The 26,556-nt window shown below is 69.2% G+C and carries 21 protein-coding genes; 11 read left to right on the forward strand and 10 right to left on the reverse strand.

All coding sequences use genetic code 11. From position 1 onward, the window contains the following. The first annotated feature begins 57 nt into the window (after positions 1-57). The 7 genes from MARPU_RS10590 (at position 58) to gloA (ending at position 8,532) form a co-directional block, all read left to right on the forward strand. A complete protein-coding gene (locus tag MARPU_RS10590; protein WP_005223338.1) occupies positions 58-975 on the forward strand; it encodes an ABC transporter permease subunit in 918 nt (305 codons plus the stop codon). Next, complete coding sequence (locus tag MARPU_RS10595) at positions 972-1,784, forward strand: ABC transporter permease subunit (RefSeq protein WP_005223337.1); 813 nt, start codon at positions 972-974, stop codon at positions 1,782-1,784. Before MARPU_RS10590 ends, MARPU_RS10595 begins: the two co-directional genes overlap by 4 nt. A gap of 180 nt (positions 1,785-1,964) precedes the next feature. Further along, positions 1,965-4,124, forward strand: a complete 2,160-nt coding sequence (locus tag MARPU_RS16750) for a methyl-accepting chemotaxis protein (protein ID WP_005223336.1) — start codon at positions 1,965-1,967, stop codon at positions 4,122-4,124. 203 nt (positions 4,125-4,327) lie between these two features. After that, a complete protein-coding gene (locus MARPU_RS10605; protein WP_005223334.1) occupies positions 4,328-5,260 on the forward strand; it encodes a nitrate/TMAO reductase membrane-bound tetraheme cytochrome C subunit in 933 nt (310 codons plus the stop codon). Beyond that, the gene (locus tag MARPU_RS10610) at positions 5,257-5,901 is read left to right on the forward strand and encodes a cytochrome b/b6 domain-containing protein (protein WP_005223333.1); all 645 of its coding nucleotides are present in this window, start codon (positions 5,257-5,259) and stop codon (positions 5,899-5,901) included. The genes MARPU_RS10605 and MARPU_RS10610 overlap by 4 nt, the downstream gene beginning before the upstream one ends. Next, complete coding sequence (locus tag MARPU_RS10615; RefSeq protein WP_005223332.1) at positions 5,898-8,072, forward strand: multiheme c-type cytochrome; 2,175 nt, start codon at positions 5,898-5,900, stop codon at positions 8,070-8,072. Before MARPU_RS10610 ends, MARPU_RS10615 begins: the two co-directional genes overlap by 4 nt. A gap of 64 nt (positions 8,073-8,136) precedes the next feature. Further along, on the forward strand, positions 8,137-8,532 hold the full coding sequence (gene gloA, locus MARPU_RS10620) for a lactoylglutathione lyase (RefSeq protein ID WP_005223330.1): 396 nt from the start codon (positions 8,137-8,139) through the stop codon (positions 8,530-8,532). 178 nt (positions 8,533-8,710) lie between these two features. Here the strand turns inward: gloA and MARPU_RS10625 are convergent, their stop codons facing one another. Together MARPU_RS10625 and MARPU_RS10630 are read right to left on the reverse strand one after the other, a co-directional pair. Next, positions 8,711-9,058: a DUF6916 family protein gene (locus MARPU_RS10625; protein WP_005223328.1), complete on the reverse strand. Its 348-nt coding sequence runs from the start codon at positions 9,056-9,058 to the stop codon at positions 8,711-8,713. A 73-nt stretch (positions 9,059-9,131) separates the two neighbouring features. Continuing rightward, on the reverse strand, positions 9,132-9,710 hold the full coding sequence (locus tag MARPU_RS10630; RefSeq protein WP_198015474.1) for a phage tail protein: 579 nt from the start codon (positions 9,708-9,710) through the stop codon (positions 9,132-9,134). Between the two features lie 352 nt (positions 9,711-10,062). On the opposite strand from MARPU_RS10630, the gene MARPU_RS10635 reads away from it, so the two are divergent. Further along, positions 10,063-16,563, forward strand: coding sequence for a DUF4347 domain-containing protein (locus MARPU_RS10635; protein ID WP_005223322.1), 6,501 nt, complete (start codon positions 10,063-10,065; stop codon positions 16,561-16,563). A 122-nt stretch (positions 16,564-16,685) separates the two neighbouring features. On the opposite strand, the gene lptF is transcribed toward MARPU_RS10635, so the two are convergent. From lptF to pepN, 3 genes are all read right to left on the reverse strand, one after another. Further along, positions 16,686-17,792 carry an LPS export ABC transporter permease LptF gene (gene lptF, locus MARPU_RS10640; protein ID WP_005223321.1) on the reverse strand — a complete coding sequence of 369 codons (1,107 nt, stop codon included), beginning with the start codon at positions 17,790-17,792 and terminating at the stop codon, positions 16,686-16,688. Between the two features lie 88 nt (positions 17,793-17,880). Next, a complete protein-coding gene (locus MARPU_RS10645) occupies positions 17,881-18,219 on the reverse strand; it encodes a zinc ribbon domain-containing protein YjdM (protein ID WP_005223319.1) in 339 nt (112 codons plus the stop codon). A 106-nt stretch (positions 18,220-18,325) separates the two neighbouring features. Next, positions 18,326-20,965, reverse strand: a complete 2,640-nt coding sequence (pepN, locus tag MARPU_RS10650) for an aminopeptidase N (RefSeq protein WP_005223317.1) — start codon at positions 20,963-20,965, stop codon at positions 18,326-18,328. A 147-nt stretch (positions 20,966-21,112) separates the two neighbouring features. Between pepN and grxC the strand changes: the two genes are divergently transcribed. Genes grxC through MARPU_RS10665 form a run of 3 tightly spaced genes read left to right on the forward strand, consistent with a single transcriptional unit; the run spans position 21,113 to position 22,222 of the window. Beyond that, the gene (gene grxC / locus MARPU_RS10655; protein WP_005223314.1) at positions 21,113-21,367 is read left to right on the forward strand and encodes a glutaredoxin 3; all 255 of its coding nucleotides are present in this window, start codon (positions 21,113-21,115) and stop codon (positions 21,365-21,367) included. Then, positions 21,364-21,777 (forward strand): RNA-binding S4 domain-containing protein, encoded by a 414-nt coding sequence (locus MARPU_RS10660; protein ID WP_005223312.1) that lies wholly within the window; start codon positions 21,364-21,366, stop codon positions 21,775-21,777. Before grxC ends, MARPU_RS10660 begins: the two co-directional genes overlap by 4 nt. Before the next feature lie 7 nt (positions 21,778-21,784). Then, complete coding sequence (locus tag MARPU_RS10665) at positions 21,785-22,222, forward strand: hypothetical protein (RefSeq protein ID WP_005223310.1); 438 nt, start codon at positions 21,785-21,787, stop codon at positions 22,220-22,222. 12 nt (positions 22,223-22,234) lie between these two features. On the opposite strand, the gene MARPU_RS10670 is transcribed toward MARPU_RS10665, so the two are convergent. From MARPU_RS10670 to MARPU_RS10690, 5 genes are read right to left on the reverse strand one after another with little or no spacing between them, the layout of a single operon-like run. Then, positions 22,235-22,549 (reverse strand): HesB/IscA family protein, encoded by a 315-nt coding sequence (locus MARPU_RS10670; RefSeq protein WP_005223308.1) that lies wholly within the window; start codon positions 22,547-22,549, stop codon positions 22,235-22,237. A gap of 57 nt (positions 22,550-22,606) precedes the next feature. After that, positions 22,607-23,983 carry a cobyrinate a,c-diamide synthase gene (locus MARPU_RS10675; protein ID WP_005223306.1) on the reverse strand — a complete coding sequence of 459 codons (1,377 nt, stop codon included), beginning with the start codon at positions 23,981-23,983 and terminating at the stop codon, positions 22,607-22,609. A 59-nt stretch (positions 23,984-24,042) separates the two neighbouring features. Continuing rightward, positions 24,043-25,290 (reverse strand): NrfD/PsrC family molybdoenzyme membrane anchor subunit, encoded by a 1,248-nt coding sequence (gene nrfD / locus MARPU_RS10680; protein WP_005223304.1) that lies wholly within the window; start codon positions 25,288-25,290, stop codon positions 24,043-24,045. Positions 25,291-25,311: 21 nt separating this feature from the next. Continuing rightward, on the reverse strand, positions 25,312-26,085 hold the full coding sequence (dsrO, locus tag MARPU_RS10685) for a sulfate reduction electron transfer complex DsrMKJOP subunit DsrO (RefSeq protein WP_005223303.1): 774 nt from the start codon (positions 26,083-26,085) through the stop codon (positions 25,312-25,314). After that, positions 26,082-26,549, reverse strand: a complete 468-nt coding sequence (locus MARPU_RS10690; RefSeq protein ID WP_005223301.1) for a hypothetical protein — start codon at positions 26,547-26,549, stop codon at positions 26,082-26,084. Before MARPU_RS10690 ends, dsrO begins: the two co-directional genes overlap by 4 nt. Positions 26,550-26,556: the final 7 nt, after the last annotated feature.

Consider the following 26,556-nt stretch of genomic DNA (forward strand, 5'->3'; position numbering starts at 1 on the left):
CCAGCAACGCCAGCGCCTCTGACCCAACCCGCTCAGGAACCACCCCGACACACCGCGATGCCCGCACCTCAAGACAACCCACCCGCACGCCGCCAGCGCCTCAGCCGCGTCGTCAACATCGGCCTGCCCTATCTGTGGCTCGGCGTGTTCTTCCTGCTGCCGCTGCTGATCGTGCTGCAGATCAGCGTCGCCGAGCCACGGCTCGGCCAGCCGCCCTACACCCCGCTGTGGGAGTGGCTCGAATCGGGCGTGCTGCAGATCCAGCTCAACCTGCAGAACTTCATGCTGGTGTGGGAAGACAGCATCTATCTGACCGCCTTCCTCAACTCGCTGTGGGTGGCGCTGGTCTGCACCCTGCTCTGTCTGCTGATCGGCTATCCGATGGCCTATGCCATCGCCACCGCCCCGCCGCGCTGGCGCATCCCCTTGCTGATGCTGGTGATCCTGCCGTTCTGGACCTCATTCCTGATCCGCGTCTATGCCTGGATCGGCATCCTCAAGACCAACGGCCTGCTCAACCATCTGCTGCTCGCGCTCGGGGTGATCGACACCCCGCTCAACATCCTCCACACTCAGACCGCGGTCTATATCGGGGTGGTCTACTCCTATCTGCCGTTCATGATCCTGCCGCTCTACGCCAATCTCTCGCGCCTCGACCCGACCCTGCTTGAGGCCGCCGCCGATCTCGGCTGCCGGCCACTGCGCGCCTTCGTACGCGTCACCCTGCCGCTGTCGCTCGCCGGCATCGTCGCCGGCAGCATGCTGGTGTTCATCCCGGTGGTCGGCGAGTTCGTCATCCCCGACCTGCTCGGCGGCCCGGAGACGCTGATGGTCGGCAAACTGCTGTGGACCGAATTCTTCGGCAACAAGGACTGGCCGCTCGCCGCCGCCCTGGCGATCGTGCTGCTGGGGCTGTTGGTGGTGCCCTTCGTGTTGATGCAGCGTCTCGAGCGGCGCATGGAGGACAACGCATGAGACGCCGTCGCTGGCCCCTGCTCAGCCTGCTCGCCTTCGGTTACGCCTTCCTCTACGTACCGATCCTGTTGCTGATCGTCTACTCCTTCAACGAGTCGCGACTGGTGACGGTGTGGTCGGGCTTCTCGATCAAGTGGTATCGCGAGCTGCTGCACAACCAGCAGCTGCTCGAGGCGGCCTGGTTGAGCGTGCGCATCGCCGCGGCCAACGCCACCCTGGCGGTGGTGCTCGGCACCCTCGCGGCCAACGCCCTGGTGCGCCACGGCCGCTTCCGCGGCCGCAACGCCTTCGAGCTGCTGCTCACCGCGCCGCTGGTGATGCCCGATGTCATCATCGGTCTGTCGATGCTGCTGCTGTTCGTGGCCATGCAGCACGGCCTCGGCTGGCCCGACGGGCGCGGTTTCACCACCATCGCCATCGCCCACATCACCTTCTCCACCGCCTATGTCGCGGTGGTGGTGCGCACCCGTCTGGCGCAGATGGACGCCTCGCTCGAGGAGGCGGCGATGGACCTCGGCGCGCGTCCGCTCACCGTCTATCTGCGCATCACCCTGCCGCTGATCGCCCCGGCGCTGCTCTCGGGCTGGCTGCTCGCCTTCACCCTCTCGCTCGATGATCTGGTGATCGCCAGCTTTGTCTCCGGCCCCGGCTCGACCACCCTGCCGATGGTCGTCTACTCAAGCGTGCGCATGGGCGTCTCGCCGCAGATCAACGCCCTCGCCACCCTGATCGTGGCCGTCGTCACCCTGGCGGTGATCATCGCCGGGGTGACCTCGCTGCGCGGTCCGCGCGCGCAACGCCGTCGTTGAGCGATACCCGCCCCGGTCGGGGCGGGTTCGAGCCAGCGCAGGCCCCTCACCCGACCATTGATCCGGCCAACCGGGCACGGTTCGATCGGTTGGCGCAGACATCCGAGTGGTTCACGGAGAGGACCGGGACGACCCTCTATAATCAGTCGGTTAGCCGGCCGCAAGACACAAGGAGGAAGAATGTCCACCCTGCCCCAACCCCGCACCTCGATCCGAACCCTGCTGATCGTATTGCTCGTCGTCAGCGTCGGGGCCCTGGCCATCCTGGGTGGAGCCATCCTGTTCGCCAATGCCGGCATGCGCGACAGCCGTGCCCAGTTCGTCGCGCTCTCGCGCGCCCAGGCCCATCAGAGCAATATCCTCGGCGCCCTGCAGGCACTGCTCACCCGCCAGACCGCGGTGCTCGCCAGCAGCGACGCCGGAGAACTCGAGGCCTTGGCGCCACGCGCCCCGATCGCGCAACGGCTCGATCGCGGGATCTCGGCACTGCGCCGTGCCACCACCGACGCGGACGCGCCACTGCAATCACTCGAGACGGCACTGACCACCCTGCTCGACGCCGATGAGCGGGTCGCCGGCGAGATGCTGCGCATCCACCGGCTGCGCGCACAGCTCGCCGGCGTCGGTGACGACCTCGACCAGGCCTTCACCGCGCTACAGTCACACATCGCCGAATTGGTCGAGGAGCTGGCCTTCCGCAACGCCAGCGCGCAGATCATGCTCACCCGCGCGCTGCGCGCGCCGACGGCCGATGACGCGGCGCTCAGGGAGGCGGCCAGGCGGCTGCTCGACGACCGGGTGCGGCGCGCCGCCCGACTCGGCGGCGAACTACAGATCCAGACCGCCCAGCTCGCCACCCTTGCCGGCCTGCTCGGCGCCGCCGAGCACCATCAGGCGCTGAGGAGCCTGCACGACAATCGCCTCGCCCCGGCACTCGAACGCCTCCGCGTCACTCTCGATGAGTTGCGCACACTGCTCGATGACGCCGACACCGCGTCACTCAGCGCCGAGCTGGCGCAGGATCTCGACGCCCTCGCCCGACGCATCAGCGCCGAGCAGGACTCCTTGTTGTCGCTGCGCGCGACGCTGCTGCAGGCCCGTCAGACCCAGGGCGCGGCGCTTGCCGAGCAGCGCACCGCCACCGCCACCATGCACGACAGCCTCGCGGCGCTGGAGCAGAGCGCCACCGCGGCTCAGCAGGCGGTGTTCGCCGACAGCGATCAGGAGATGCGGCACATCGCCCGCACCACCCTGACGATCAACCTCCTGGCCGTGTTGCTGGTGCTCGCCATCGGCGTGGCCATCCTGCGCTCGGTGCTGCGTCCGTTGCGCGGCGCGATCGCGGCGATGCGCGACATCGGCGAGGGCGAGGGCGATCTCACCCGCCGCCTCGACCACTCGCCGGTGCGCGAGATCGACCAGCTCGCCGACGCCTTCAACCGCTTCGCCGAGAAAGTGCGCGCGCTGGTCGCCGAGGTTGCCACAGCCAGCGCCACCACCCTCGATCATACCCGCCAGACCGCCGGGATCGCCCAGCACATCAGCGAACGCGCCGACGCCCATCACGACGAGGCCGATCAGGTCGCCGCAGCGCTCAGTCAGCTCTCGAGCGGTACCGCCCAGGTCGCCGACAGCAGCGAGCGCGCCACCGCTGCTGCCGATCGCGCCCAGCAACGGGCAAGCGACGGCCGCACCATCTCCACCGACTCGCGCCAAGCCGTCGAACAGCTCGCCACCGAGGTCGCGGGCATGGCCGAGCAGTTGCGCCAGCTCGACGCCGATACCCGCGACGTCGACCAGGTGCTGACGGTGATCCACGCCATCGCCGAGCAGACCAATCTGCTTGCGCTCAACGCCGCGATCGAGGCAGCACGCGCCGGCGAGGCCGGACGCGGTTTCGCCGTCGTCGCCAACGAGGTCCGCACCCTGGCCACTCGCACCCAGCGCTCGACCACCGAGGTCGGTGCCATCCTCGAGCGCGTCCGCGCCGATGCCCAGCAACTGGCGCAGGGCATCAGCATCAGCGAGACGCGCGCCGAACAGGCCGTCGAGCGCACCCTCGCCGCCAGCAGTGGTTTCGACGAGATCGCCGACCTGATCGACACCATTCGCGCTCAGAGCGACGAGATCGGCGCGGCAGTCAGCCAGCAGTCGGCGGCGATCAGTCAGCTCGACGGCCAGGCGCACAACATCACCGCCAGCGCCTCGCGAATGCGCAGCAGCGCCCAGGACGCGGCCCAGGTCAGCGGCGATCTCTCGCGCCTGGCCGAGGGGCTGGCCGATACGGTCTCGCGCTTCTGCATCGAGGAGACACCTCAACCGTCCACCGGGCGACGATGATCTGTCGCAACCAATCGACGAATCCGCCTTCTAAGGGGACGAGGGTTTGGGCATGCTGAGTCTCGGCGGCGCATCCCGATCCCTCGTCACCGGGACCGCCGACATGCCGCCCGGGTAACGCGGGCGCGACCTCGTCGCGATCGCGGCAGCAACGACGGGGCGTCGAACCGACGCCCGTACCGTCCGCCACCGACACAGAGATCATGACCCATCACTGCTCACGTCCCCGTCCAACCCGCTGGCTGACGGGCGCCCTGCTCGCGCTCGTGACGAGCCTGCTCGCTCCTGCGGCGAGCGCCGTCGAGACCGCACGCGACCACGACTGCCTGCGCTGTCACGCCATGTCGACCCTCGCCTATCGCGAACCCGACAGCGGCGAGATCCGCAGCCTCGCGCTCGACCCCCGGCGGCTCGATCACTCGGTACACGCCGAACTCGCCTGCAGCGACTGTCACGCCCGTGGCTATGGCCGCTATCCGCACCGCGCCAAGCTCGCCGACGAGCAGCTCGGCTGCGTCGAGTGTCATGCCGACGACCCGGCCGATGCCACCTACCGGCTCGATCGTATCGCCGAGGAGTTCGACGCCAGCGTCCACGCCACCTCCGATCACCACAAGCTGCGCCAGTTCGACTGTCACAGCTGTCACGACCCGCACGCCTTCCGCGCCTCCCAGGTCGGCGACGACCTCGGCGCCATCGTGCGGCGCGACAACCAGACCTGTCTCGACTGCCACCACCGGGTGACCGACCCGCTGCGCGGCTCGCACGCCTGGCTGCCGCAGCGCGACGCCCACTGGGCGGCGGTGCGCTGTATCGACTGCCACACCCCGACCACGCCCCAGGCCAGTCACCAGATCCTCGCCGCCGCCGACAGCAGCAAGCGCTGCGTGGCCTGTCACAGCCGCGACTCGCGGCTGCGCGAGGGGCTCTATCGCTACCGCCTCGCCCAGGACCAGGCCGAGCACGGCTGGCTGACGAGCCTGGTGCGTAACGACGCCTATATCGTCGGCATGAGCCGCAGCCCACTGCTCGATGCCCTGAGCCTCGCCATCCTCGCGCTGGTGGCGCTGGTCATCGCGCTGCACGGCTATGGCCGCTATCGCCTCGCCCGCCGCCGCAAGGAGAACGACCGATGAGCACATCCCCACTCTATCCGCTCTGGCTGAGGGCCTGGCACTGGTACAACGCGGCGCTGTTCCTGGCGCTGGTGGTCAGCGGCGTGAGCATGCACTACGCCGGCACCGACTGGCTGCTCGGCTTCAACCAGGCGGTGGCGATCCACAACGTCTCCGGGACACTGCTCGCGCTCGGCTGGATCGCCTTCGTCCTCGCCAACCTCAAGAGCGACAACGGCCGTCACTATCTGCCCCGGCCGCGCGGGCTGGTGCGGGATCTCTGGGTGCAGGCGCGCTACTACGCCTATGGCATCTTCCGTGACGAGCCCCACCCCTTCCACGCCGGGCCGGCGGCCAAGTTCAACGTGCTCCAGCAACTGAGCTATCTCGGTGCCATGTACCTGCTGATGCCGCTGCTGATCCTCAGCGGTCTGGGCTTCCTGCTCTCGCCGCTGCTGCCCGAGACCCTGCTGGGTATCAGCAGCCTGTGGCTGGTGGCGATGACCCATGTGCTCACCAGCTATCTGTTGGTGCTGTTCCTGCTCGTGCACGTCTACATCATCACCATCGGCGACAGCCTCACCGCCAACCTGCGCGCCATGCTCACCGGTGAGCACGGCACCTCCAACGACACCCAAGAGAGCGATCGGCACGCGTCATGAAGCACGTACTCGCACCCCTACTCCAGACCAGACGCAGGCGCCTCCTGCTCGCCGGGGCGCTGGCGCTGCTCGCGCTCTATCTCGTCTACCGGCTCCTCTACCCGGTGCTGTTCGACGCCTATGTCGGCAAGATCAACGCACCGCTGGACTACGCCAGCTCGCGTGCGCTCACCGACCAGGCGTTCGAGCGCATGGCGCGCGACCTGACCGAGGAGGCGCGGCGTGCGCGCGCCGCCGAACGGGTCGAAGTCGAGGCCGAGTCGGCGTTCGCCCGCGAGGTGCGCATCGAGATGTTGATGAACACCCCCTCGGTGGTCCGCGCCACCGAGCCAAGCCACATCAAATACTTCCGCGAGGCCGGCATCCGTCGCTACGAGGGCCCCAAGACCTGTCTGCAGTGTCATGCCACCATCGAGGTCACCCACGGCGACGGCAGCACCTCGGTGGTCGACACCCTCGACGACCTGGTCAACTCGGTGCACTTCAAGTTCCAGAGCGACTCGCCCGGCTTCTCGACCTACGGCTACGACGGGCGCGAGGTCAACGCCCCGGGCGAACGACCGATCCCGGTGGGCAAGATCAACCGCGCCTGCGGCATCCCCGGCAGCTTCTCCTGGACCGGCTGGGCGGCGTTGATCGAGAGCCGACCGGAGCACGCCGAGGGCGAGGTGGTGCTGCGCAGCGAGGGCTGCGGCCAGTGCCATATCGGCGGTAACTACCAGCCGGCCACCGAGAAGATGATGCCGGTCGGCGACGTCCCGGCCGAGGCCAAGGCCGGGATCGACTGCCTGATCTGTCATGCCACCGACTACGACATGAACCAGCGCTATGTGATCGAGGACGCGCACGGCCTGCGCTGGAACCAGGACCGCAGCATGCGCGCCGCGCTCACCGTCGGCCCGGTGACCAGCGACAACTGTCTGCGCTGTCACCAGCACAACATGGGCGGCGACGCCTATCACGCCAACCAGGCCGCCCAGGCACTCGGCGCGCGTCACCAGCGCCTGCTCCACCAGGGCGCCAAGCGTGGCAACCCGTTCAGCCCCGAGGCTGACGTCCACGCCGCCGCCGACATCCAGTGCACCGACTGCCACGTCCCCGAGGGCCACAAGATCCCGCGCGGGCGCTTCGGCGTCGACCTGGTCGCCAACGACCTGCCCGACAAGGAGGTCGCCTGCGAGGGCTGTCACAGCCGCGCGCCGCACAACGCCTCCGAGCACAAGGCGCTGCTCAACGGCCATATCGACCGCCTCGCCTGCGAGACCTGCCACATCACCGCGCTCGAGGACAACAACGTGGTGCTGCGCGACTGGGTCCACCCGACCTGGAACGCCGAGGAAGGCATCTACGAGCCGACCGACATCTACCGCTCGGGCGCGCCCGGCAAGGGCTTCACCTATCTGTGGTTCAACGGCAACGGCACCTTCCTCGCCAACGCCCTCGGCAGCAACCCCGACGGCGACGGCAGCTACGACCCGCTGATGGCGCAGATCACCCGCATCGACGACCCCGAGGTCATCGCCGCGGTGCGCGCCAGGGCCGAGGCGCTCAAGGCCGACTACCCCGAGATCGACGTCGAGGCCTATGTCCGCGCCGCCACCGACCCGCTCTCCCAGCTCACCCCCGAGCTGCTCGCGCAGCGCCGCGCAATGATCGAGCGCAACCTGCGCCCGGTGATGGAAGGCGGCAAGAGCCGCATCTATCCGTTCAAGCTGTTCAACGCGATGATGTACGAGGACACCGCCAACCAGGGTCCCTTCGGCGCCATGATCCTGCCCTTCGACTACGCCACCTACTACGCCACCGGCGACAGTCGCGCGGCGGTTGTCCAGGCGCTGCGCGACCCCATCGTCCAGCGCATGTACCAGACCCCGTTCAAGGTCTACATGATGGACGAGTTCATGGCCTACTTCGGCGTGCTCGATGGCTGGACGGCGGACTATCCGCTCGACGCGACCGGCCGACTCGGCCCCCAGGTCGAACCGCACTGGATGCGCCAGATGGGCACCCTGATGGTCAACCACGGCATCCAGCGCGCGGCCCACGGCTGCGCCGACTGTCACGCCCCGGACGGGATCATGGACTTCCGCGCGCTCGGCTACGGCGAGCGCCGCGCCGCCGAGCTTGAACAGCTCGACGGCCTCGACCTCGGGCGCATCGACGAGCACTGACAGGGACCCTTTCCACCACCAACGATCGACGGGCCGCCACCGGGCGGCCCCGAGGAGCCCCCCCATGCGACTGCTGCACACCATGCTGCGCACCGGCGACCTGCAACGCGCCATCGACTTCTACACCCAGGTCCTCGGCATGCGGCTGCTGCGCCAGAAGGACTATCCCGAGGGCGAATTCACCCTCGCCTTCCTCGGCTACGGCGACGAGTCCGAGCACACCGTGCTCGAACTGACCTACAACTGGGGCGTCGAGCACTACGACCTCGGCAACGGCTACGGCCACATCGCCATCGAGGTCGAGGACGCCCAGGCCGCCACCGCCCGCATCCGCGCGCAGGGCGGCAAGATCCTCCGCGAGGCCGGCCCGATGAACGCCGGCACCACCATCATCGCCTTCGTCGAGGACCCCGACGGCTACCCGATCGAGCTGATCCAGGCCGGTCAGGCGATCGGCTGAACCTCCCCCGCCGGCGCTCGGCCACGCGCTGCCCGACCGCGCAACTCATTGAGTGATATCGCGGCCCAGCAGCGCCGTTTCCCTTTGTCGGCCAGGATGTTACCGAACGCGTCACGAGTGAACTCGGGGCACAGCGACCCCGGCGCGCCGGGGCGGTGGCTACGACGCCATCAGTGGCTCAGGTGAAGGTCGCCGACCACAGCTGTGCCGGGCGGTCGTGGTAGCGCCCGACGTCGCCGACGTTGGGACCGATGAACACCCCCTCGATCAATCCCAGGGTGGCGTGGCGCAGGTTCATCATCAGGTGACAGGCGGTGGGCAGCACGCCCGGTGGCCCGAGGAAGGTGAGCCGGAAGGGGCGGCGCTCACTGCCGCTGAACAGCGGCGCCTCTCCCTCGTGCACCTCGACCAGGGTGAGCGGTAACGCGCCGCCCATGGTCTCGAGCTGGAAGGGATGGCCGACCTTGTCGCGAAAGTGGTCGGCACGGAGCATGTAGAGACTGCTGGGGGCGGCCTGCTCGGACATGGCGGATCCTCGCGGGAGACGGGCACCAGACTGGGCCCGGTGAGATGGACGAGACGACTGCGGCGCATGCCGATCAGCTACGCGGCGGATAGGTCCCGTCGAGCGCGATCGAGAAATTGATCGCCAGACAGGGGCCGCGCACCGGCACGGCCTGCCCACCACCGGGCTGCATCGCTGTTGCCGTGAAGGGCTTGAGGGTGGTGTCGGCCGTACCGGTCGAATAGGTCCTGGCATCGATGGCGGCGAGACCTGCGGTCCCGACGGTCTTTGCCAGGACACGATCCGGCCCCGGCGCACCCTCACCGCCGTCGCCACTCTGGGCGGGGATCGCGACCTCCACCTGAGGGTAGCCCGAGGGCAGGTTGGTGATGCCGAGGAAGACATCCTCGCTTCCCGCCTGCTGGCCTATCGGGAGCAAGCTCAGTCCCGGCCCGGTGCCGAAACCCACGGGCGCGCGACCGCGCAGATCAGGCAGCGCGAATGTCGTCTGACCGTTTCCCCCGTAGTAGTTCGACAGCAACGAGAACAAGGCTGAATTCTGGGCGGGGGACATCATCTGCCCCTCGCACAACGAAAAATCGCGTGGCGCGAAGTTGAATCCGAACAGCGCGATCTCTCCGATGAAAGGGTCCACCATGACGGCCTCCTGCATTGCTGTCTGTGATCGTTGCCCATGAGACGGGCAGTCCAGGACGAGCGGAGGACATGCTGCGCCACCGCTCGGGATTGGGGATCGATACGACGGGCATCCTTGAGCGGGAAAGCTTGGGTGTACACGATTCGATATCAAGTCGATCCTTCGCTTCGTGGTGGATGTCGGCGCTCACGCCGCGCGCGCCGGACGAGAGACGTCCGAACATCGTCCGTGAAGCCCCCCCTTCAACCCCGCAGAAAAGCCCCAATAAAACAACCTCATCGCTGCAGTATCCACGCGACACCCACGCCCTCACCCCGACACAGGGGAGAGGGGCGGTCATTCCAGTTCGTGCCAGGGAGATCTCCCGATGCCGACGGTCGCAGCACAGAAGGAGTTGTCCGAGAGCAGATCATCTAAACGACTGACCAGAGGTCACCATTCACCCGGTCGCGGCCTGTCGGAGGCACTGCTCGTCGATCCCGGGGTGGCCCGGGCCGAGGGGTTGCTCGATGGACTCGCGCGCCCGATACGGGTGCACCGACTCGGCTCGGGACGATCGCCCCTGGCGCAGATCGCCGAGGCGATCGACGGACCTCGATCCATCGACAGATTACACATCCTGTCGCACGGCGAGCCCGGCGTGCTGTGGATCGGCGGGGCGCGCGTGGATCGCGAGACCCTCGACGCATCCCCCCGGACACTCGCCCGAATCCGGCGCGCGCTCGCCGCGCACGCCGAGGTCGTGCTCTACGGTTGCGCGGTCGCCGCCGGCGCACGCGGGCGCGCACTGATCGAGATGCTCGAGACAGCACTCGGGGTGCCTGTCCACGCCGCCACCACCCCGGTCGGCGAGCACGCCCGGGGCGGCAGCTGGGACGCCTTCCCGGCGCCGCTATCGGCCTTCGACGACCATGCATGCGCCCGCTTCCCGGGCCTGCTCGGGATCAGCAGCGAGGACTTCGACAGCGCAACCTTCACCACCACCAACTCGACCTCTACGACCTTCGGGGACTGGACCTTCACCAGCTCACCCAACTCCACGCTGGCATTGGTCAAGAGTACGGATGCACCATTCAAGCTCAACCAAGACGGTGGTGCCGGTGATTACTGCTTCGTCTGGAACGGCGGTGGAGCGCCGAACGTCAGCGACTTCACGCTCTCATCGACCGACGGTACCGACTTCGATCTCCAGAGCTTCGACTTGGGTTCCAGTTCCGGATCCAGCACCACGGTCACCATCAGCGGCTATCGCGACAATAACGAGGTGGTCGCCGGGGAGGTGGTCGATCTGACCACGGGCGACAGCAGCGGCAACATCACCTACAGCTTCACGGCAACAGATGGCGGTACCAGTTACGGCACCCTGACCTTCGGCGCCGCCTTCGACCGGGTCGACGAGATCCGTTTTTCGTTCTCCGCCACGTCGACCGTAGAGATCGACAACATCGCCATCGCCCAGGTCTCCTCCAACACCGCCCCGGTCACCACCCTGCCGGCGACCCCGAGCATCGCCGAGGACAGTAGCGCCAACGCCATCGGCGGTCTCTCGATCGCCGACGACGACAGCGACGACCAGAGCGTCACCCTCACCGCGAGCAACGGCACCATCGCCCTGACCGCCAACGGCGGCGCCACGGTGACCGACAACGACGGCAGCGACGGCACCCTCGCCTTCAACGGCACCCTCGCCCAGGTCAACGCCGCGCTCGGCAACCTCACCTTCACCCCGAGCGCCGACTTCGCCGGCAACGCCAGCCTCCAGGTGCAGACCGACGACGGCAACGGCGGCAGCGACGACGACACCCTCAGCATCACCGTCACCGCGGTCAACGACGCCCCAGGCTTCAGCGCCGGCGCCACCCTCGGCACGGTCGCCGAGGACAGCACCGACCCCGCCGGGGCGACGGTGTCGAGCCTGATGGGCGCCGTCTTCACCGACACCGCCGACAGCGACGCCCTCGCCGGCATCGTGATCGGCGCCGACGCCGCCAATGGCCTCAGCGAGGGACGCTGGCAGTACTCGACCGACAACGGCTCGACCTGGTACGACGTCGGCACCGTCTCGACCAGTGCCGGACTGCTGCTCGACACCTCGGCCAAGCTGCGCTTCGTACCGGTGGCCGACTACAACGCCAGCCCGGGCGCGCTCACCGTCTTCGCCGTCGACGACTCCTCGGCGACCACCTTCACCAGCGGCTCCACCCGGCAGACCTTCGACACCACCAGCGACGACGCCACCTCCAGGGTCTCGGCCAGCGGCGTCGCCCTGGGCACCTCGATCAGCGCCGTCAATGACGCCCCCACGGTCAGCGCGCCGGGCAGCGCGCTCGCCCATACCGAGGGCACCCCGCTGGCGATCCAGGGGACCGGTTTCAGTGTGAGCGACCCCGACGCCGCCGCCGGTACCCTCACCGCGACCCTCGCCGCCGCCGAGGGCACCCTGAGCGTCGCGGTCGGCGACTCCGGCGCGAGCATCAGCAGCGGCAACGGCAGCGGCACCGTCATCCTCACCGGCACGCTCGCCCAGCTCGACGCGCTGTTCACCGGCGGCGGGACCGGCACCATCGCCTACTCCGCCGTGGACGCCCCCAGCGCCTCGACCACCCTCACCCTCACCGTCAACGACGGCGGCAACACCGGCAGCGACCCCGGCACCAGCGGCGACGGCGCGAGCGAGCAGGGCAGCAACAGCGTCACCATCGACATCACCGCCACCAACGACGACCCCACGCTCACCGGCCTGCCGAGCGATCTCGACGTCAGCGAGGACACCGCCAGCAACCTCGACCTCTCGGCGGCGACCTTCGCCGATGCCGACGCCGGGGCCGGGCAGGTCACCCTCAGCCTCGGCGTCGACGCCGGCACCCTCGCCGCCAGCAGCGGCGGCGGGGTCGTCATCGGCGGCAGCGGCACCACCACCCTGACCCTGAGCGGTACCGCCGCCGCCATCGACAGCTATCTCGACACCGCGAGCAACATCCAGTACACCAGCGCCGCCGATGCCAACGGCAATGACGCCGCCACCCTCACGCTGAGCGCCAACGACGGCGGCAACACTGGCAGCGGCGGCGGCACCACCGTCGCCCTGGGGACGGCCAACCTCGACATCGCCGACACCCCGGACATCACCTCGGCGACCTACGACGCCGCCACCGATCAACTGGTGGTCACCGGCAACGGCTTCGCCACCGGCGGCGGCGCCGGCGACGACATCGACGTCTCCAGGCTCACCCTCACCGGCGAGGGCGGCGCGACCTACACCCTCGCCACCTCGGCCGACGTCGACATCGACTCCGCTACCCAGTTCACCGTCGCCCTGAGCGGGATGGACGTCCCCAACGTCGAGGCCCTGCTCAACCAGGACGGCACCACCTCGGCGACCAGCACGACCAGCTATGCGCTCGCCGCCGACGACGACTTCAACACCCATGTGAGCGCCGGTGACACCAGTGACAGCGCCGGTGTCACCGTCAGCAACCATGCCGCGCCCGCGCTCAGCTCGGCGACCTACGACTGGTCGACCGGGGTGCTGACGCTGACCGGCACCAGCCTGGTGGTCGCCAGCGGCGCGACCAACGATATCGACGCCTCGACCATCACCCTCACCGGCAACGGCGGCGCGAGCCATACCCTCACCGACACCAGCGACGTCGAGGTCAGCTCGGCGACCACCGCCAACCTCACCCTCAGCGCCACCGACCAGCTCGCTGTCCGCGGCCTGCTCAACAAGGACGGCACCCAGGCCGGCGATACCACCACCTACAACATCGCCGTGGCCGATAACTGGGTCACCGGCGCGCCGACGGCCGCCGACATTGCCGACACCACCGGCAACGCGGTCACGGTCAGCAACGTCGCCGCACCGACCATCACCGCGGCGAGCTACGACGCCGACACCGGGGTGCTGACGGTGACCGGGAGCAACTTCGTGGCCGCCAGCGGCGCGGCCAACGACGTCGATCTCTCGACGCTGACGATCACCGGCGGCAACGCGGCGAGCCACACCCTGACCACCGCCACCGATGTCGAGATCGACTCGGCCACCCAGTTCTCCGTCACCCTCTCGGGGACCGATCGCACCGCGGTCGCCGCCCTGCTCGACCAGCTCGGCACCAGCTCGAGCTTCGGCACCACCTACAATCTCGCCGCCGCCGACGACTGGCTCACCGGCGCCGACCCCGGCGCCGACATCAGCGATACCACCGGCAACGCGATCACCGTGGCCGTGCTCCCCAAGCTCACCAGCGCCACCTATGACGCCGCCACCGGCACCCTGGTGGTCACCGGCACCAACATCCAGGCCAACGGCGGCGGCGCGGACATCGACGCCAGCGCCCTCACCCTCACCGGCGCGGGCGGGACGAGCTATACCCTGACCGACACCGCGGACGTCGAGCGCACCTCGGCCACCCAGTTCACCCTGACGCTGAGCGCCACCGATCGCGCCGGGGTCGGACCGCTGCTCAACAGCAACGGCACCAGCTCGACCGGGGGCACGACCTACAACCTCGCCGCCGCCGATGACTGGAACACCGCGGTGAGCGCCGGCGACAGCAGCGATGCCACCGGCAACGGCCTCACCGTCAGCAATGTGCCGACCCCGACGCTGACCTCGGCGACCTATGACGCGAGCAACGGCACGCTGGTGGTCACCGGCAGCGGGCTGCTCGCCCGCGGCGGGGCGGCCAACGACATCGATGCCTCCCGGCTCGCGCTCGTCGGCGAGGGCGGCGCGAGCCATACCCTCACCGACACCGCAGACGTGGAGCTGACCTCGGCGACCGGCTTCACGCTGACGCTGAGCGCCACCGATCGCGCCGCGGTCGGACCGCTGCTCAATCAGGACGGCACCAGCGCGACCGGGGGCACGACCTACAACCTCGCCGCCGCCGAGGACTGGGCCGCGGGCGCGGCGGCGGCGGTGACCGATGCCGATCTCACCGGCAACGCCGTCACCGTGGCCAATGTCCCGGCGCCGACCATCACCAGCGCCACCTACGACCCGACCAGCGGCCTCCTGGTGGTCACTGCCACCGGCCTGCCGAGTGCGGCCGGCGCGGCCAACGACATCGATCTGTCGCAGCTGACGTTCACCGGCGCCGGGGGCGCGACCCATACCCTCACCACCACCACGGATGTCGAGATCGATTCGGCCACGCGCTTCAGCGCCACCCTCGGCGGCACCGACAAGAGCGCGGTCGACGCCCTGCTCGACCAGGCCGGCACCCAGGCCGCCGATACCACCGTCTACAACCTCGCCGCCGCCGAGGACTGGGCCAGCGGCGCGGCGGCGGCGGTGACCATCGCCGATCTCACCGCCAACCCGATCACCGTCGCCGCCGTCAGCAGTGGCGGTGGCGGTGGCGGTTCGACCCCGGACACGGGCGATGACCTGTTCAGCGGCGACGATGGTTCGACGATCGACGGTAGCGGCATCGACACCGGGCTCAACCCCACCACGGACTTCACCGACACCACCCTCGACGGCGCCCCGGTGACCACCGGCACCACCACCGACCGTCGCACCGGCGAGAGTGTCGCGGTGGTGGTCAGCGACCCGACCGCCCCCGGCGAGCGCACCGACGTCGACCCGAGCAGCCCGGAGGTCGACATCCCGGTCGGGGGCGTGAAGGTGAGCAAGCCCGAGTCGCTCGGGCTGATCGCCACCAGCCGGGTGAGCACCGAGCGCAGCGCGCTCGAGACCCTCACCGGCGGCGACGACGCCGATGCCGACCCCGAGGAGGCGGCCGGGCGCGCGGCGCTGATCGATTCGCTGGAGTCCCGCGCCACGGGCGGCGGCGTCGAGGTGGTGCAGGTCACCCCGGTGTGGCCGAGCGAGGGGGGCACGGGGGAGACCCCGCTGCGCCTGACCATCGACCTCGGCGACGGCAGCGGCACCGACGGGCGCCCGACCCTGGTGGTGGTCGACACCAGCGCGCTCTACGATGCCGCGGGCAACCCCCTCGGGCCGGTCGAGATCGTCGTCGCCGGCGCCGGCACCCTGGTGGTGCGCGGGCCCGGCAGCTTCCGCGGCGACGACGGCGACACCGGGGCGGACGTCGACATCGTCCAGGGCGACGGCAGCGCCCAGGTCCTCTTCTTCGGCCCCGACGACGACATCATCCGTGGCGGCGGCGGCGACGACATCGTCAGCTCGGCCGGCGGGCGTGACCGGCTCTTCGGCGATGGCGGCGACGACCGGCTCGACGGCGGACTCGGCGCCGATATCCTCGTCGGCGGCAGCGGCAACGACCAGCTTGCTGGTGGCTTTGGCGCCGACACCGCCCAGGTCGCCGCCACCATGGCCGAGCTGACGCTGACGCGCGCGGCCGACGGCTCGGCCACCCTGCTCGGCCCCACCGGCACCGACACCCTCGGCGCCGATGTCGAGCTGCTGGTCAGCACCGCCGATGGCGCCATCACCCTGGTGCAGACCTTCTCGGCGGCGCGCCAGTTCACCGACGGCAACGCCTTCGACGCGAGCTTCTATCTCGCCGAGAACCCCGATGTCGCCGAGGCCGTCGCCGCCGGCATCTTCGCCACCGCCGCGGATCACTTCCAGCAATGGGGCATGGCCGAGGGGCGCGCACCGCACGCGCTCTGGGACGGCGAGGACTACCTCGCCGACAACCCCGACGTCGCCGCCGCCGTCGCCGCCGGCACCTTCGCCTCGGCCCTCGAGCACTACTGGTCCTACGGCGCCGACGAGAACCGTGCGCCCGGCCCCTGGTTCGACACCGCCGCCTATCTCGCGGCCAACCCCGACGTCGCCGCAGCCGGGCTCGACGCCACCTCGCACTTCGTCCTCTGGGGCGCGGCCGAGGGACGACTCGGCACCGTTGCCGACACCGAGCTGCTGTTGACCTGAATCGCATGCGCTCGAGCATCAGCCTCATGCCCTCGAGGGCATGGGGCGGTGTCCGCAACGCAGACGCGCGCGCTCGGAGCACTCGAAGGAGGATGGCAGGCCGGGAATCGCGCGCGCGCAGATCAGCGCGGCGCGCGGCGCCAGCGCCCGAACACCCGACGCGCCCACAGGCTGTCGGGGAGCAGCGCGAGATAGACGACGGCGAGGATCAGCAGCTGATACCACTGACTGGTCAGCCACAGCGGGGTGACGCCGTCCTCGAGCCAGCCCTCGGCGAGACGCTGAAAATTGAAGAAGCTGAAATAGGCGAGGAAGGCGAGCGCCAGGCGTCCAGTCGAACTCTGACGCGGCGAGACCGCCACCAGTGGGATCGCCAGCACCGCCAGGGTGAAGATCGCCAGCGGCGCGCCCAGACGGTGCTCGAACTCGACCCGATCGGCCAGGTCGGTGGCGACGCGCAACTCCGAGGTCGGGACCGTCGAGCGCTTGCCGCGCGCGCGCGCAGCGCGCTCTTTGGCGCGGATACGGATCTCGTAGGCATCGAAGTCGCCGATCATGAAGGCCGCCTCTCCGGGGTTGCCGTCGAAGCGATAGCCACTGGTGAGGGTGACCAGATGGTCGCCGCTGACCTCCTCGAGCCGGTGCACCCCACCCTCGCTGACCACCATGCGGTTGGTGCCACCGCGCCGATCGAGCAGGAAGACGTCACCGAGCGAGCGATGGCGGTCGATCGCGCCGATATAGACCACCACATCGCCCTCTTCCTCGACATAGAAGCGTCCCGGCTGCAGCCCGGCGATCTGCGCCGCCTGCTCCTTCTGCTGCATGCGGATGTCCTGGATGCCGGTGGCCGCCCAGGGTTGGAGCACCAGGGCGAACCAGGCGGTGAGCGCAGCGACCGGAACGGCGAGCAGCAGCAGCGCGCGATAGGTGCGCGAGGGACCGAGCCCGCAGGCGTGCATGGCGATCAGCTCGCTGTCGCGCGCCAAGCGGCTGAGGGTGACCAGCGCGGCGAGGAAGAAGGCCGGGGGCAACAGGCTGGAGGCATCGCGCACCAGCTGATAGCCGAGGAAGCGGAACACCAGGGTCACGCTCAGCGCGCCGACGTTGACCTCCTCGAAGGTGCGCAGCAACAACATGCTGGCGACGATCAACGCGAGCGTCAGCACGATGGCCAGGAAGACCTTGGTCACCTCGCGCAGCACATAGCGATCGACGATTCCGAGCATGGCGTTTCCGTTACCCGAGCGGTGTCATTCTGACACGCGCGGGCCGATCGCCGCCATCGGCGACCGACCCCGGTGATCGAGGAGGCGCTCAGGCCTTGCGCAGATAGCAGGCCTTGAGCATCAGGTTGCCGAGATCGGTCTTGCAGTCGACCTCGTGGTCGCCGTCGACCAGGCGGATGTTCTTGATCTTGGTGCCGACCTTCAGCGGCGAGGAGCTGCCCTTGACCTTGAGGTCCTTGATCACCACCACGGTATCGCCGTCGGCGAGCAGGTTGCCGTTGGCGTCGCGCACCCCGGCCTCGGCCTGCTCCTCCGTCTCCTCCTCATGCATCGACCACTCGTGGGCGCAATCGGGACAGATGTAGAGCATGCCGTCGGAATAGGTGTTCTCGCTCTCACACCGAGGGCAACGCGGGTAATCGGACATGGTGAATTCCTGACTGGATCGATGGGAAGCCGAGCACGGTAGTGGGTCGGCGCGGCTTTGACAAGGGGATGACAGGCCCCGCCGCGAGCGGCGGGGCCTGTCGCGCTCACTCCTCGAGCGCCTTGGCCGCGACCTCGTAGACGTCGCGCGAGAGCGCTTCGGCGGCGAGCACGCGCTCGATCTCGGCACGCATCAGCGCCTGGCGAGCGGCATCGAAGCGCCGCCAGCGCACCAGCGCGCGCATCAGCCGCGCGGCGACCTGGGGGTTGAGCGGATCGAGTTCGAGCACGCGATCGGCGAGGAAGCGATAGCCGCTGCCGTCGGCGGCGTGGAAGCGCACCGGGTTGGCGTTGCAGAAGGCGCCGATCAGGCTGCGCACACGATTGGGGTTGCGCAGCGAGAAGTCGGGGTCGCGCATCAGCCGCTCGACCCGCGCCAGGGTATCGGGCCGTGGGCTGGTGGCCTGGACGCTGAACCACTTGTCGAGCACCAGCGGCTCGCCCGACCAGCGGGTGTGGAAGCTGCTCAGCGCCTCCAGTCCGGCCTCGCCGCCATGGTCGACCAGCAGGCGCAGCGCGCTGATGCAGTCGGTCATGTTGCGCGCAGCCTCGAACTGAGCGATGCAGCGCGCCAGCCCCTCGGCGTCGCCGGCGGCGAGCAGATAGCCCAGGGCGCGGTTCTTCAGCGCCCGCGCACCGATCGCCTCGGGGGTGAGGCGATAGGGGCCGGCGTCGTCATGCGCGGCGTGGACCGCCAGCAGCTGATCGCGCAACCGCGCGCCGATGGCCCGCTCCAGGGTACAACGGGCGCGATGGATACCGTCGACGTCGACCACCGCCAGCTGATCGCCGAGATAGGACTCGGCGGGCAGGGTCAGCACCTCGGCGAGCAGCGCCGGATCGCCGGCGCGATCGTCGAGCGCCTGGGCGAAGGCGGCGAAGAAGGACTCGGGGATCACCGCGGCGGGATCCTCGACCAACCGCAGCAGCAACCGCTGCATCAGCGTCTGGGCCGCATCCCAGCGGTTGAAGCCGTCGCCGTCGTGGGCCATCAGGAACATCAGCTCGACATCGCTGTAGTCGAAGCGCAGCCGTACCGGAGCGCTGAATCCGCGCAGCAGCGAGGGCACCGGCGGCTCGGGGACATCGACGAAGGTGAAGCACTGCTCGGCCTCGCGCAGCTCCAGCACCCGGGTACCGGCGGGCGCCGCCTCGTCCTCACCGTCGAGACGCAGCGCCAGCTCGCGCCCCTCGGCATCGAGCAGCGCCAGGGCCAGCGGCAGGTGCAGCGGCGCCTTCTCCGGCTGACCCGGGGTCGACGGGGTGTGCTGACGCACCCGCAGCCGATAGGTCGCCGATTCGGCGTCGTGATGACCCTCGATCTCGAGCACCGGGGTGCCGGCCTGGCTGTACCAGCGACGGAACTGACCGAGATCGCAGCCGCTGGCGTCCTCCATGCAGCGCACGAAATCGTCCGTGGTCACCGCCTGGCCGTCGTGGCGCTCGAAATAGAGATCGGTGGCGCGCCGGAAGCGCTCGGGACCGAGCAGCGCGGCCTGCATCCGTACCAGCTCGGCGCCTTTCTCGTAGACGGTGACGGTGTAGAAGTTGTTGATCTCGATATAGGACTCGGGGCGCACCGGGTGGGCCATGGGGCTGGCGTCCTCGGCGAACTGGTGGGCGCGCAGCAGGCGCACGTCGGCGATGCGCTTGACCCCGCGCGAGCCCATGTCGGCGGAGAACTCCTGGTCGCGATAGACGGTGAAGCCCTCCTTGAGACTGAGCTGAAACCAGTCGCGACAGGTGATGCGGTTGCCGGTCCAGTTGTGGAAATACTCGTGGGCGATCACCCCCTCGATGCCCTGGAAGTCCTGGTCGGTGGCGGTGTCGGGACGGGCGAGCACGTACTTGTCGTTGAAGACGTTGAGCCCCTTGTTCTCCATCGCGCCCATGTTGAAGTGGCTGACGGCGACGATCATGAAGATGTCGAGGTCGTACTCACGCCCGTAGCGCGCCTCGTCCCAGCGCATCGACTGCTTGAGCGAGCGCATCGCGTGGTCGCACTTGTCGAGGTTGTGCGGCTCGACATAGATGCGCAGCGCCACCTCGCGCCCGGAGGCGGTGGTGAAGCGGTCCTCGACCGCGCGCAGGTCGCCGGCGATGAGCGCGAACAGATAGCAGGGCTTGGGGAAGGGATCGACCCAGCGCGCCAGCTGGCGACCGTCGTCGAGGGTGCGCTGCTCGGCCGGGTTGCCGTTGGCGAGCAGCACCGGGTAGCGCTCGGTATCGGCGATCAGCGTGGTGGTGAAGCGTGCCATCACGTCGGGGCGATCGAGGAAGTAGGTGATCCGACGGAAGCCCTCGGCCTCGCACTGGGTGCAAAGCATGTCGCCGGACTGGTAGAGCCCCTCGAGCGCGGTGTTCTGGCTCGGGCTGATCGTCACCCGGGTGGTGAGGGTGAAGCGGTCGGGGACGCGGTGAATGATCAGCGACTCGGACTCGACCCGATACTCCGCCGGGGTCAGCAGCTGGTCGTCGATGGCCACCGACTCGAGTTCGAGCTGTTCGCCGTCGAGCCGCAGGTCGCCGTCGCCGCGGGTGGCGGCGGGGTTGCGACGCAGCGCCAGACGCGCCTCGACCCGGGTCCGGTCGGCGTCGAGTTCGAAGCACAGATCGACGGTCTCGATCAGGAACTCGGGTGGACGATAATCCTTGAGATGGACAGGGTGCGGGTTGTTACGATACATGATGATCCTGATGACGAGTCGACGAGACGGCGGCGGGAGACCGCCTGCCTTGCTGCTGCTTGAACCTTTCCGGCGGATCGGCGCGATTTCAACCGCCGGGCGCATTCATCGACATGTTACTACCCGAGCCATCGACAGAGCGAAACCATGCCCCGAGTCACCCTCTACACCACCCAGACCTGTCCCTACTGCATCCGTGCCCGCCGCCTGCTCGAGCGCAAGGGCGTCGCCTACGAGGAGATCGACATCAACGACGACCCGGCACAGCGCGCGGTGATGATCGAGCGCAGCGGTCGCCACACGGTGCCGCAGATCTTCATCGGCGAGCGTCATATCGGCGGCTATGACGACATGGCCGAACTCGACGTCTGCGGCGACCTCGATCCGCTGCTGGCGGCATGAGCGCCGGCGACGCCCGGGCGCTCGACAGCCTGCGACTCGACAAGTGGCTGTGGGCGGCGCGCTTTTTCAAGACCCGCCAGCTCGCCGTCGAGGCGATCAACGGCGGCAAGGTCCATGTCGAGGGGCAGCGCGCCAAGCCCGGACGCACCATCCGTCCCGGCAACCGGCTGGAAATCCACAAGGGCGCCCTGACCTGGGAGATCGAGGTGGTGGCGATCGATCGTCAGCGTCGTGGCGCGACCGAGGCCGCCACCCTCTATGTCGAGGATGAGGCCAGCCGGCTGCGCCGTCAGGCGCTGGTGCACGAACGGCGCGAGCGCGGCGAGACCCACGACCGGCGCGGGCGCCCCACCAAGCGCGACCGACGGCAGATCCACCGCTTCACCGACCCGACCCACGGGCAGGAGTGAGCAACGTTTGGACGAGGAGCCCGGCGAGGCGCGAGAGGCAGCGCGCGAGTGCGCCTTCGCGCTGGCGCTGCTCAACGCGCACGACTGCAGTCATGCTGAGCGCTACTGCATCGGCGAGCGCAGCGGCGTGCGCTGTGGTGCCGAGTCGCCCTGGCGGCGCTGTCGCGCGTTGCGGCTACTGCTGCGCGAGCGCGCGCGCTTCGCGCTCGCCACGCCGGGCATCCGCGAGCGGCTGTCGCACGCCCAAAGCCTGCGGTTACAGCTCGGCGGGCTGCGCGGCATCGCCACCGCGCTGGCACCCGACGCCTCGCCACGGGCGATCCGTGACGTCCATGCCCTGCTGGTCGAGGCACGCGCGCGTTACGGCAGCCTCGAGGCGCTGCCCTTCGAGCACATCGTCCGCCAGATCAGCGCCTATCGCAGTCGTCGCCGCGAGCAGCGCTGAGACGGCGCGCGCTCAATCCTCGGCGGGTGGCTGATAGTGCGGATCCCTGGGGTTGAGGAAGATGAAGTGGAACTGGCCCGGTTCCAGCTCGACATAGTCCATGGTCGCCTCATCGAGCAGCGGCACGTGCTCGGGCGCCATGCAGACCTCGATCCCCTCGGTCTGGAAGCGGATATCTTCCTCGCCGACCTCGTCGAAGCCCATGCGGTAGTCGATCCCGCCATCGGGTCCCTGGTGCGCGGCGAGCCGTAGCGCCAACCCTTCGGTCCCGCCCTGTCTGGCCGCCTCGAGCACCTGTCGGGCAGCCGCCGTGGTGAGTCTGAACATCTCGTCCCCTTGGTCTTCAGTCGTGTTCCCTGACACCGCGCCGCAGCACCTCACGGGCTAGGGCCCGCCGAGACTGCGGGCGACCTGTCGCAGGAAGCGCCCGGTCCAGCCGCTGCCGCCGACGTCGCGCAGATGACTGTAGCAGGCGAGCAGCCGTTGCTGTACCACGCCGTCGTGCCGACCGTCGATGCCGCTGCCGCGCATCATCTCGAAGCCATAGCGCCAGCCCGGGTCGGGCGCGATCAGCGCCGAGTGATGGAACTCGTGCGCGGCCAGCTCGCGCCCCGCCCCGCCACCGGGCCAGGGATGATCCCCGGTCTCGCGCAACCGCACCAACCCCCGGCCCTGCGGGCGCGGGTGCATCATCACCTCGGCGGCGAGCGCCCCGACCATGGCGCGGCGCTCGCCGCGCCAGTGCAGTCCGGCGCAGAGATACATCAGCCCGCCGCACTCGGCATAGACCGGCCGACCCGCGGCGACGAACTCGGCGATCTGGGCGCGCAGCGTACGATTGGCCTCCAGCTCGGCCATCCGCAGCTCGGGGAAGCCGCCGCCGATGAACAGCGCATCGACCGCCGGCAGCTCGGCATCGACCAGCGGACTGAAAGGCACCAGTTCGGCACCGGCGCGGGCGAGCGTGCGCAGGTCGTCGGGGTAGTAGAACCCGAACACCGCGTCGCGGGCGATGCCGATACGCAGCCCGGCGCCGTGCGGCGCCACCGTCGGCTCGGGCGTCGGCGCAGGCGGCGCCGGGGCCGACTCGGCGAGCGTCAGCAGCTGATCGAGATCGAGCTGCTCGGCGATCCGCCGCGCCAGAGTGTCGATGGTCGACTCGGCGCTCGCCGTCTCGATGCTCGGCATCAACCCGAGATGGCGCTCGTCGATGGCGAGCGCGGCGTCGCGCTCGATCACCCCGAGCACCGGCAGGTCGGTGTAGTGCTCGACGGCGCGCACCAGCCCGGCGGCGTGGCGCGCCGAGCCGACCCGGTTGAGCACCACCCCGGCAAGCCGCAGCCCGGGGTCGAAGGTCTGGTAGCCAAGCAGCAGGGGCGCGATGCCGCGCCCCATACCCTGGCAGTTGACCACCAGCACCACCGGCGCGTCGAGCGTGCGGGCGAGCGCGGCGTTGCTGTTGGCACCGTCGAGCGCGGTGTCGTCGAACAGCCCCATGTTGCCCTCGATCAGCGCCACATCGGCGCCGGCGCACTCGCGCCCAAAGGCCGCGAGGATCTCGGTGCGATCCATGGTGTTGAAATCGAGGTTGAGACAGAGGCGCCCGGCCGCCTGGCTCAGCCACAGCGGGTCGATGTAGTCGGGTCCCTTCTTGAACGGCTGTACCGCCAGACCACGCTCGCGCAGGGCGCGACACAGACCGATGGCGAGCGTGGTCTTGCCCGAGGACTTCTGCGGCGCGGAGAGATAGAGATGGGCCATCCGGGATCGCGGCTCGAGGTCCGCGTCGTCGGCTCGGCAGCGACGCGGACGCGGGTGGGTCAGGCGGCCTTGGCGACCGGCTGCTCGATGGTCTCCTCGTCGATCGGCAACACCTCGTCGGCGAGCGACTCGGGGAGGAACTGCAGCACCCGCACCCCGACGGCGGTGATCAGCAACGCCAGCCCCACCCCGCCGAACCCGAGCAGCAGCTCCGGCAGGGTCGGATGATAGGGCGCCGGCTGACCACCGACACCGTCGAGGAAGCCGGACTCGAGGATGGTCTTGCCGGGGAAGAGCTGCAACGGATAGGCCTGGCTGGCGATGATCACCACCGCGAGCGCGGCCAGACCGCCGAGGATCACCAGCACGCAGGCGGCGGCGACCCAGGCGGCCTCGGCGCCGCGCACCGGGTGGAAGAGGATACCGAGCGGCACCAACGAACCGAGCAGGATCCAGCCGACCCAGAAGAGGAAGGTGTAGACCCCGCCGCCGAACAGCAGCCAGCCCTCGAACCCCTGGTCCTTGGCACCATAGGCGCTGGTGAGGTGATAGACCAGGGTGAAATAGAGCACGGCGAGCACGAACACCGCCAACAGGTTCTTCAACCGCCGCAGCATCCGCGCACCGATCGGGCGCCGGTCCTCGGCAAAGCCGAACATCAGCACGAGCACGAACAGCGCCAGTCCGTAGGCGAAGGACATGGCCACGAACATCGGACCGAGGATCGCCGCGTCATAGGCCTGACGGGCCACCAGGAAGCCGAAGATGGAGCCGGTGCCGGTGGTCAGCGCCAGACGCCAGACCAGCGCGAAGGTACCGAGAGGACGGATAAAGGGATCGCCCTTGCGGTCGGCCATGCTCCACAGATAGGCGATCACGATCGCCATGAAGCCGGTGTAGAGGAAGATGTTCCAGGCGAAGATCGACTTGAAGTTGTAGGTGGTGAGCGCGACGACCAGACGCTCCGGGCGTCCCAGGTCGAGCACCAGCACCATCAGCCCGCCGGCGAGCAGGGCCATCGCCAGCAGCCCCGAGAGCCGCCCCAGCGGCTTGTAGATCGGCTTGCGGAAAACGCTGCCGATCGAGGCGATGTTGAGCGCCCCGGACGAGGCGATGATGAGGAACACCGCGAACACGTGCGGCGTGCCCCAGACCACCGCGTTGTTCATCCCGGTGACCCAGTGTCCCTCGTGCTCCATGTAGGCGAAGGCGAGCAGCCCGGCACCCACCATCAGGGCGAGCACGCCGAGGATGCCCCAGTAGCGCGCCGGGGCGAGACGCCATTCGCGATAGACGATTCGCTTCATGCTCAGACTCTCCCGCCGGGATCAGACGCCGGCATAGCGCACCCCGGTATTGAGCGCCAGGTCCTCGCGGATCTGGCGGGTCGGCTCGCTGGCGAGGAACCGACTGATGGCGCTGTCCGGGTCGGCCAGGTCGCCGAACAGGATGGCGCCGTGTCCGGTCTCGGCGCAGGCCTCGGCACAGGCCGTCGAGGGGATGCCGAAGTCGCGCCGGTGGACGCAGAGATTGCAGCTCTCGACACAGCCCTTGCCACGCGGCACATGACTGAGCTGATCGCTCAGCGCCTCGTGGATGAAGCTGCGCGCCTTGTAGGGGCAGGCCATCATGCAGTAGCGACAACCGATGCAGGTGTGACGGTCGACCATGACGATGCCATCGGCGCGCTTGAAGGAGGCGCCGGTGGGACAGACGTCGACACAGGGCGGATGCTCGCAGTGCTGGCACATCAGCGGCAGGTTGGTCTCGCGCCCGGTCTGGTCGTCGCGCAGCCGGACCTTGCGGACCCACACCGCGCGCTGCGCCGCCCAGTCGGCGGGCGTCGCCCCCTCGGGCGGGCGCTGCAGGTCGAGCCCGTTCTCATGGGCGCAGGCATCGACACAGGCCGTACAGCCCGCGGCACACTTGGCCGTGTCGATCGCCAGCCCCCAGCGCACCCGGCCGTCGGCCGGGTTGTCACGCGGGGTGGTCTCGAGCGCGCGCACCACCACCGCCGGCGCGGCCAGCGCCGCCCCGGCGCCGGCCGCCGCCCCGAGCAGCCGACGCCGCTCCCGATCGATCTCCGCTCGTTGTTCGCTCATGGTTGTCCCGCTCCCTGACCGTGGTGCGCCTCGCCCACAGCGCGCCGCGCGGCCTCGGCCATGGGCCCGGCCATGGGGCCACGCGGTACCGCCGCATGGCAATCGAAGCAGTTGAGATCGACCGCGGCATAGGCATGACAGGCGCCGCAGAACTGGTCGGCGCGGTTGATCGGCACGGCCTGTCCCCGGACATCGTGACCGATGTGGCACTCGACACAGCCGGCGAGGCTGTACTTGCTGGTGCGGATACCGCTGTGCACGGTGCGATCGCGCTGGTGCTTGATGAACTCCATGTGCTGGCGACGCATCAGCTCGGTGGGCTCGACACAGGCACCGAGCCCGGCGGCCTCGGAGCCGGGCACCACATAGTTGCGGGCGCTGGCCGAGGGCGCCACCGCGAGGACGGCGAGCATCCACAGCAGGGCCACGGCGAGCGTCCGGGTGGTTGATACAGCATTGACCATCGGCGCC

The organism is Marichromatium purpuratum 984, assembly GCF_000224005.2.
GTDB lineage: Bacteria > Pseudomonadota > Gammaproteobacteria > Chromatiales > Chromatiaceae > Marichromatium > Marichromatium purpuratum.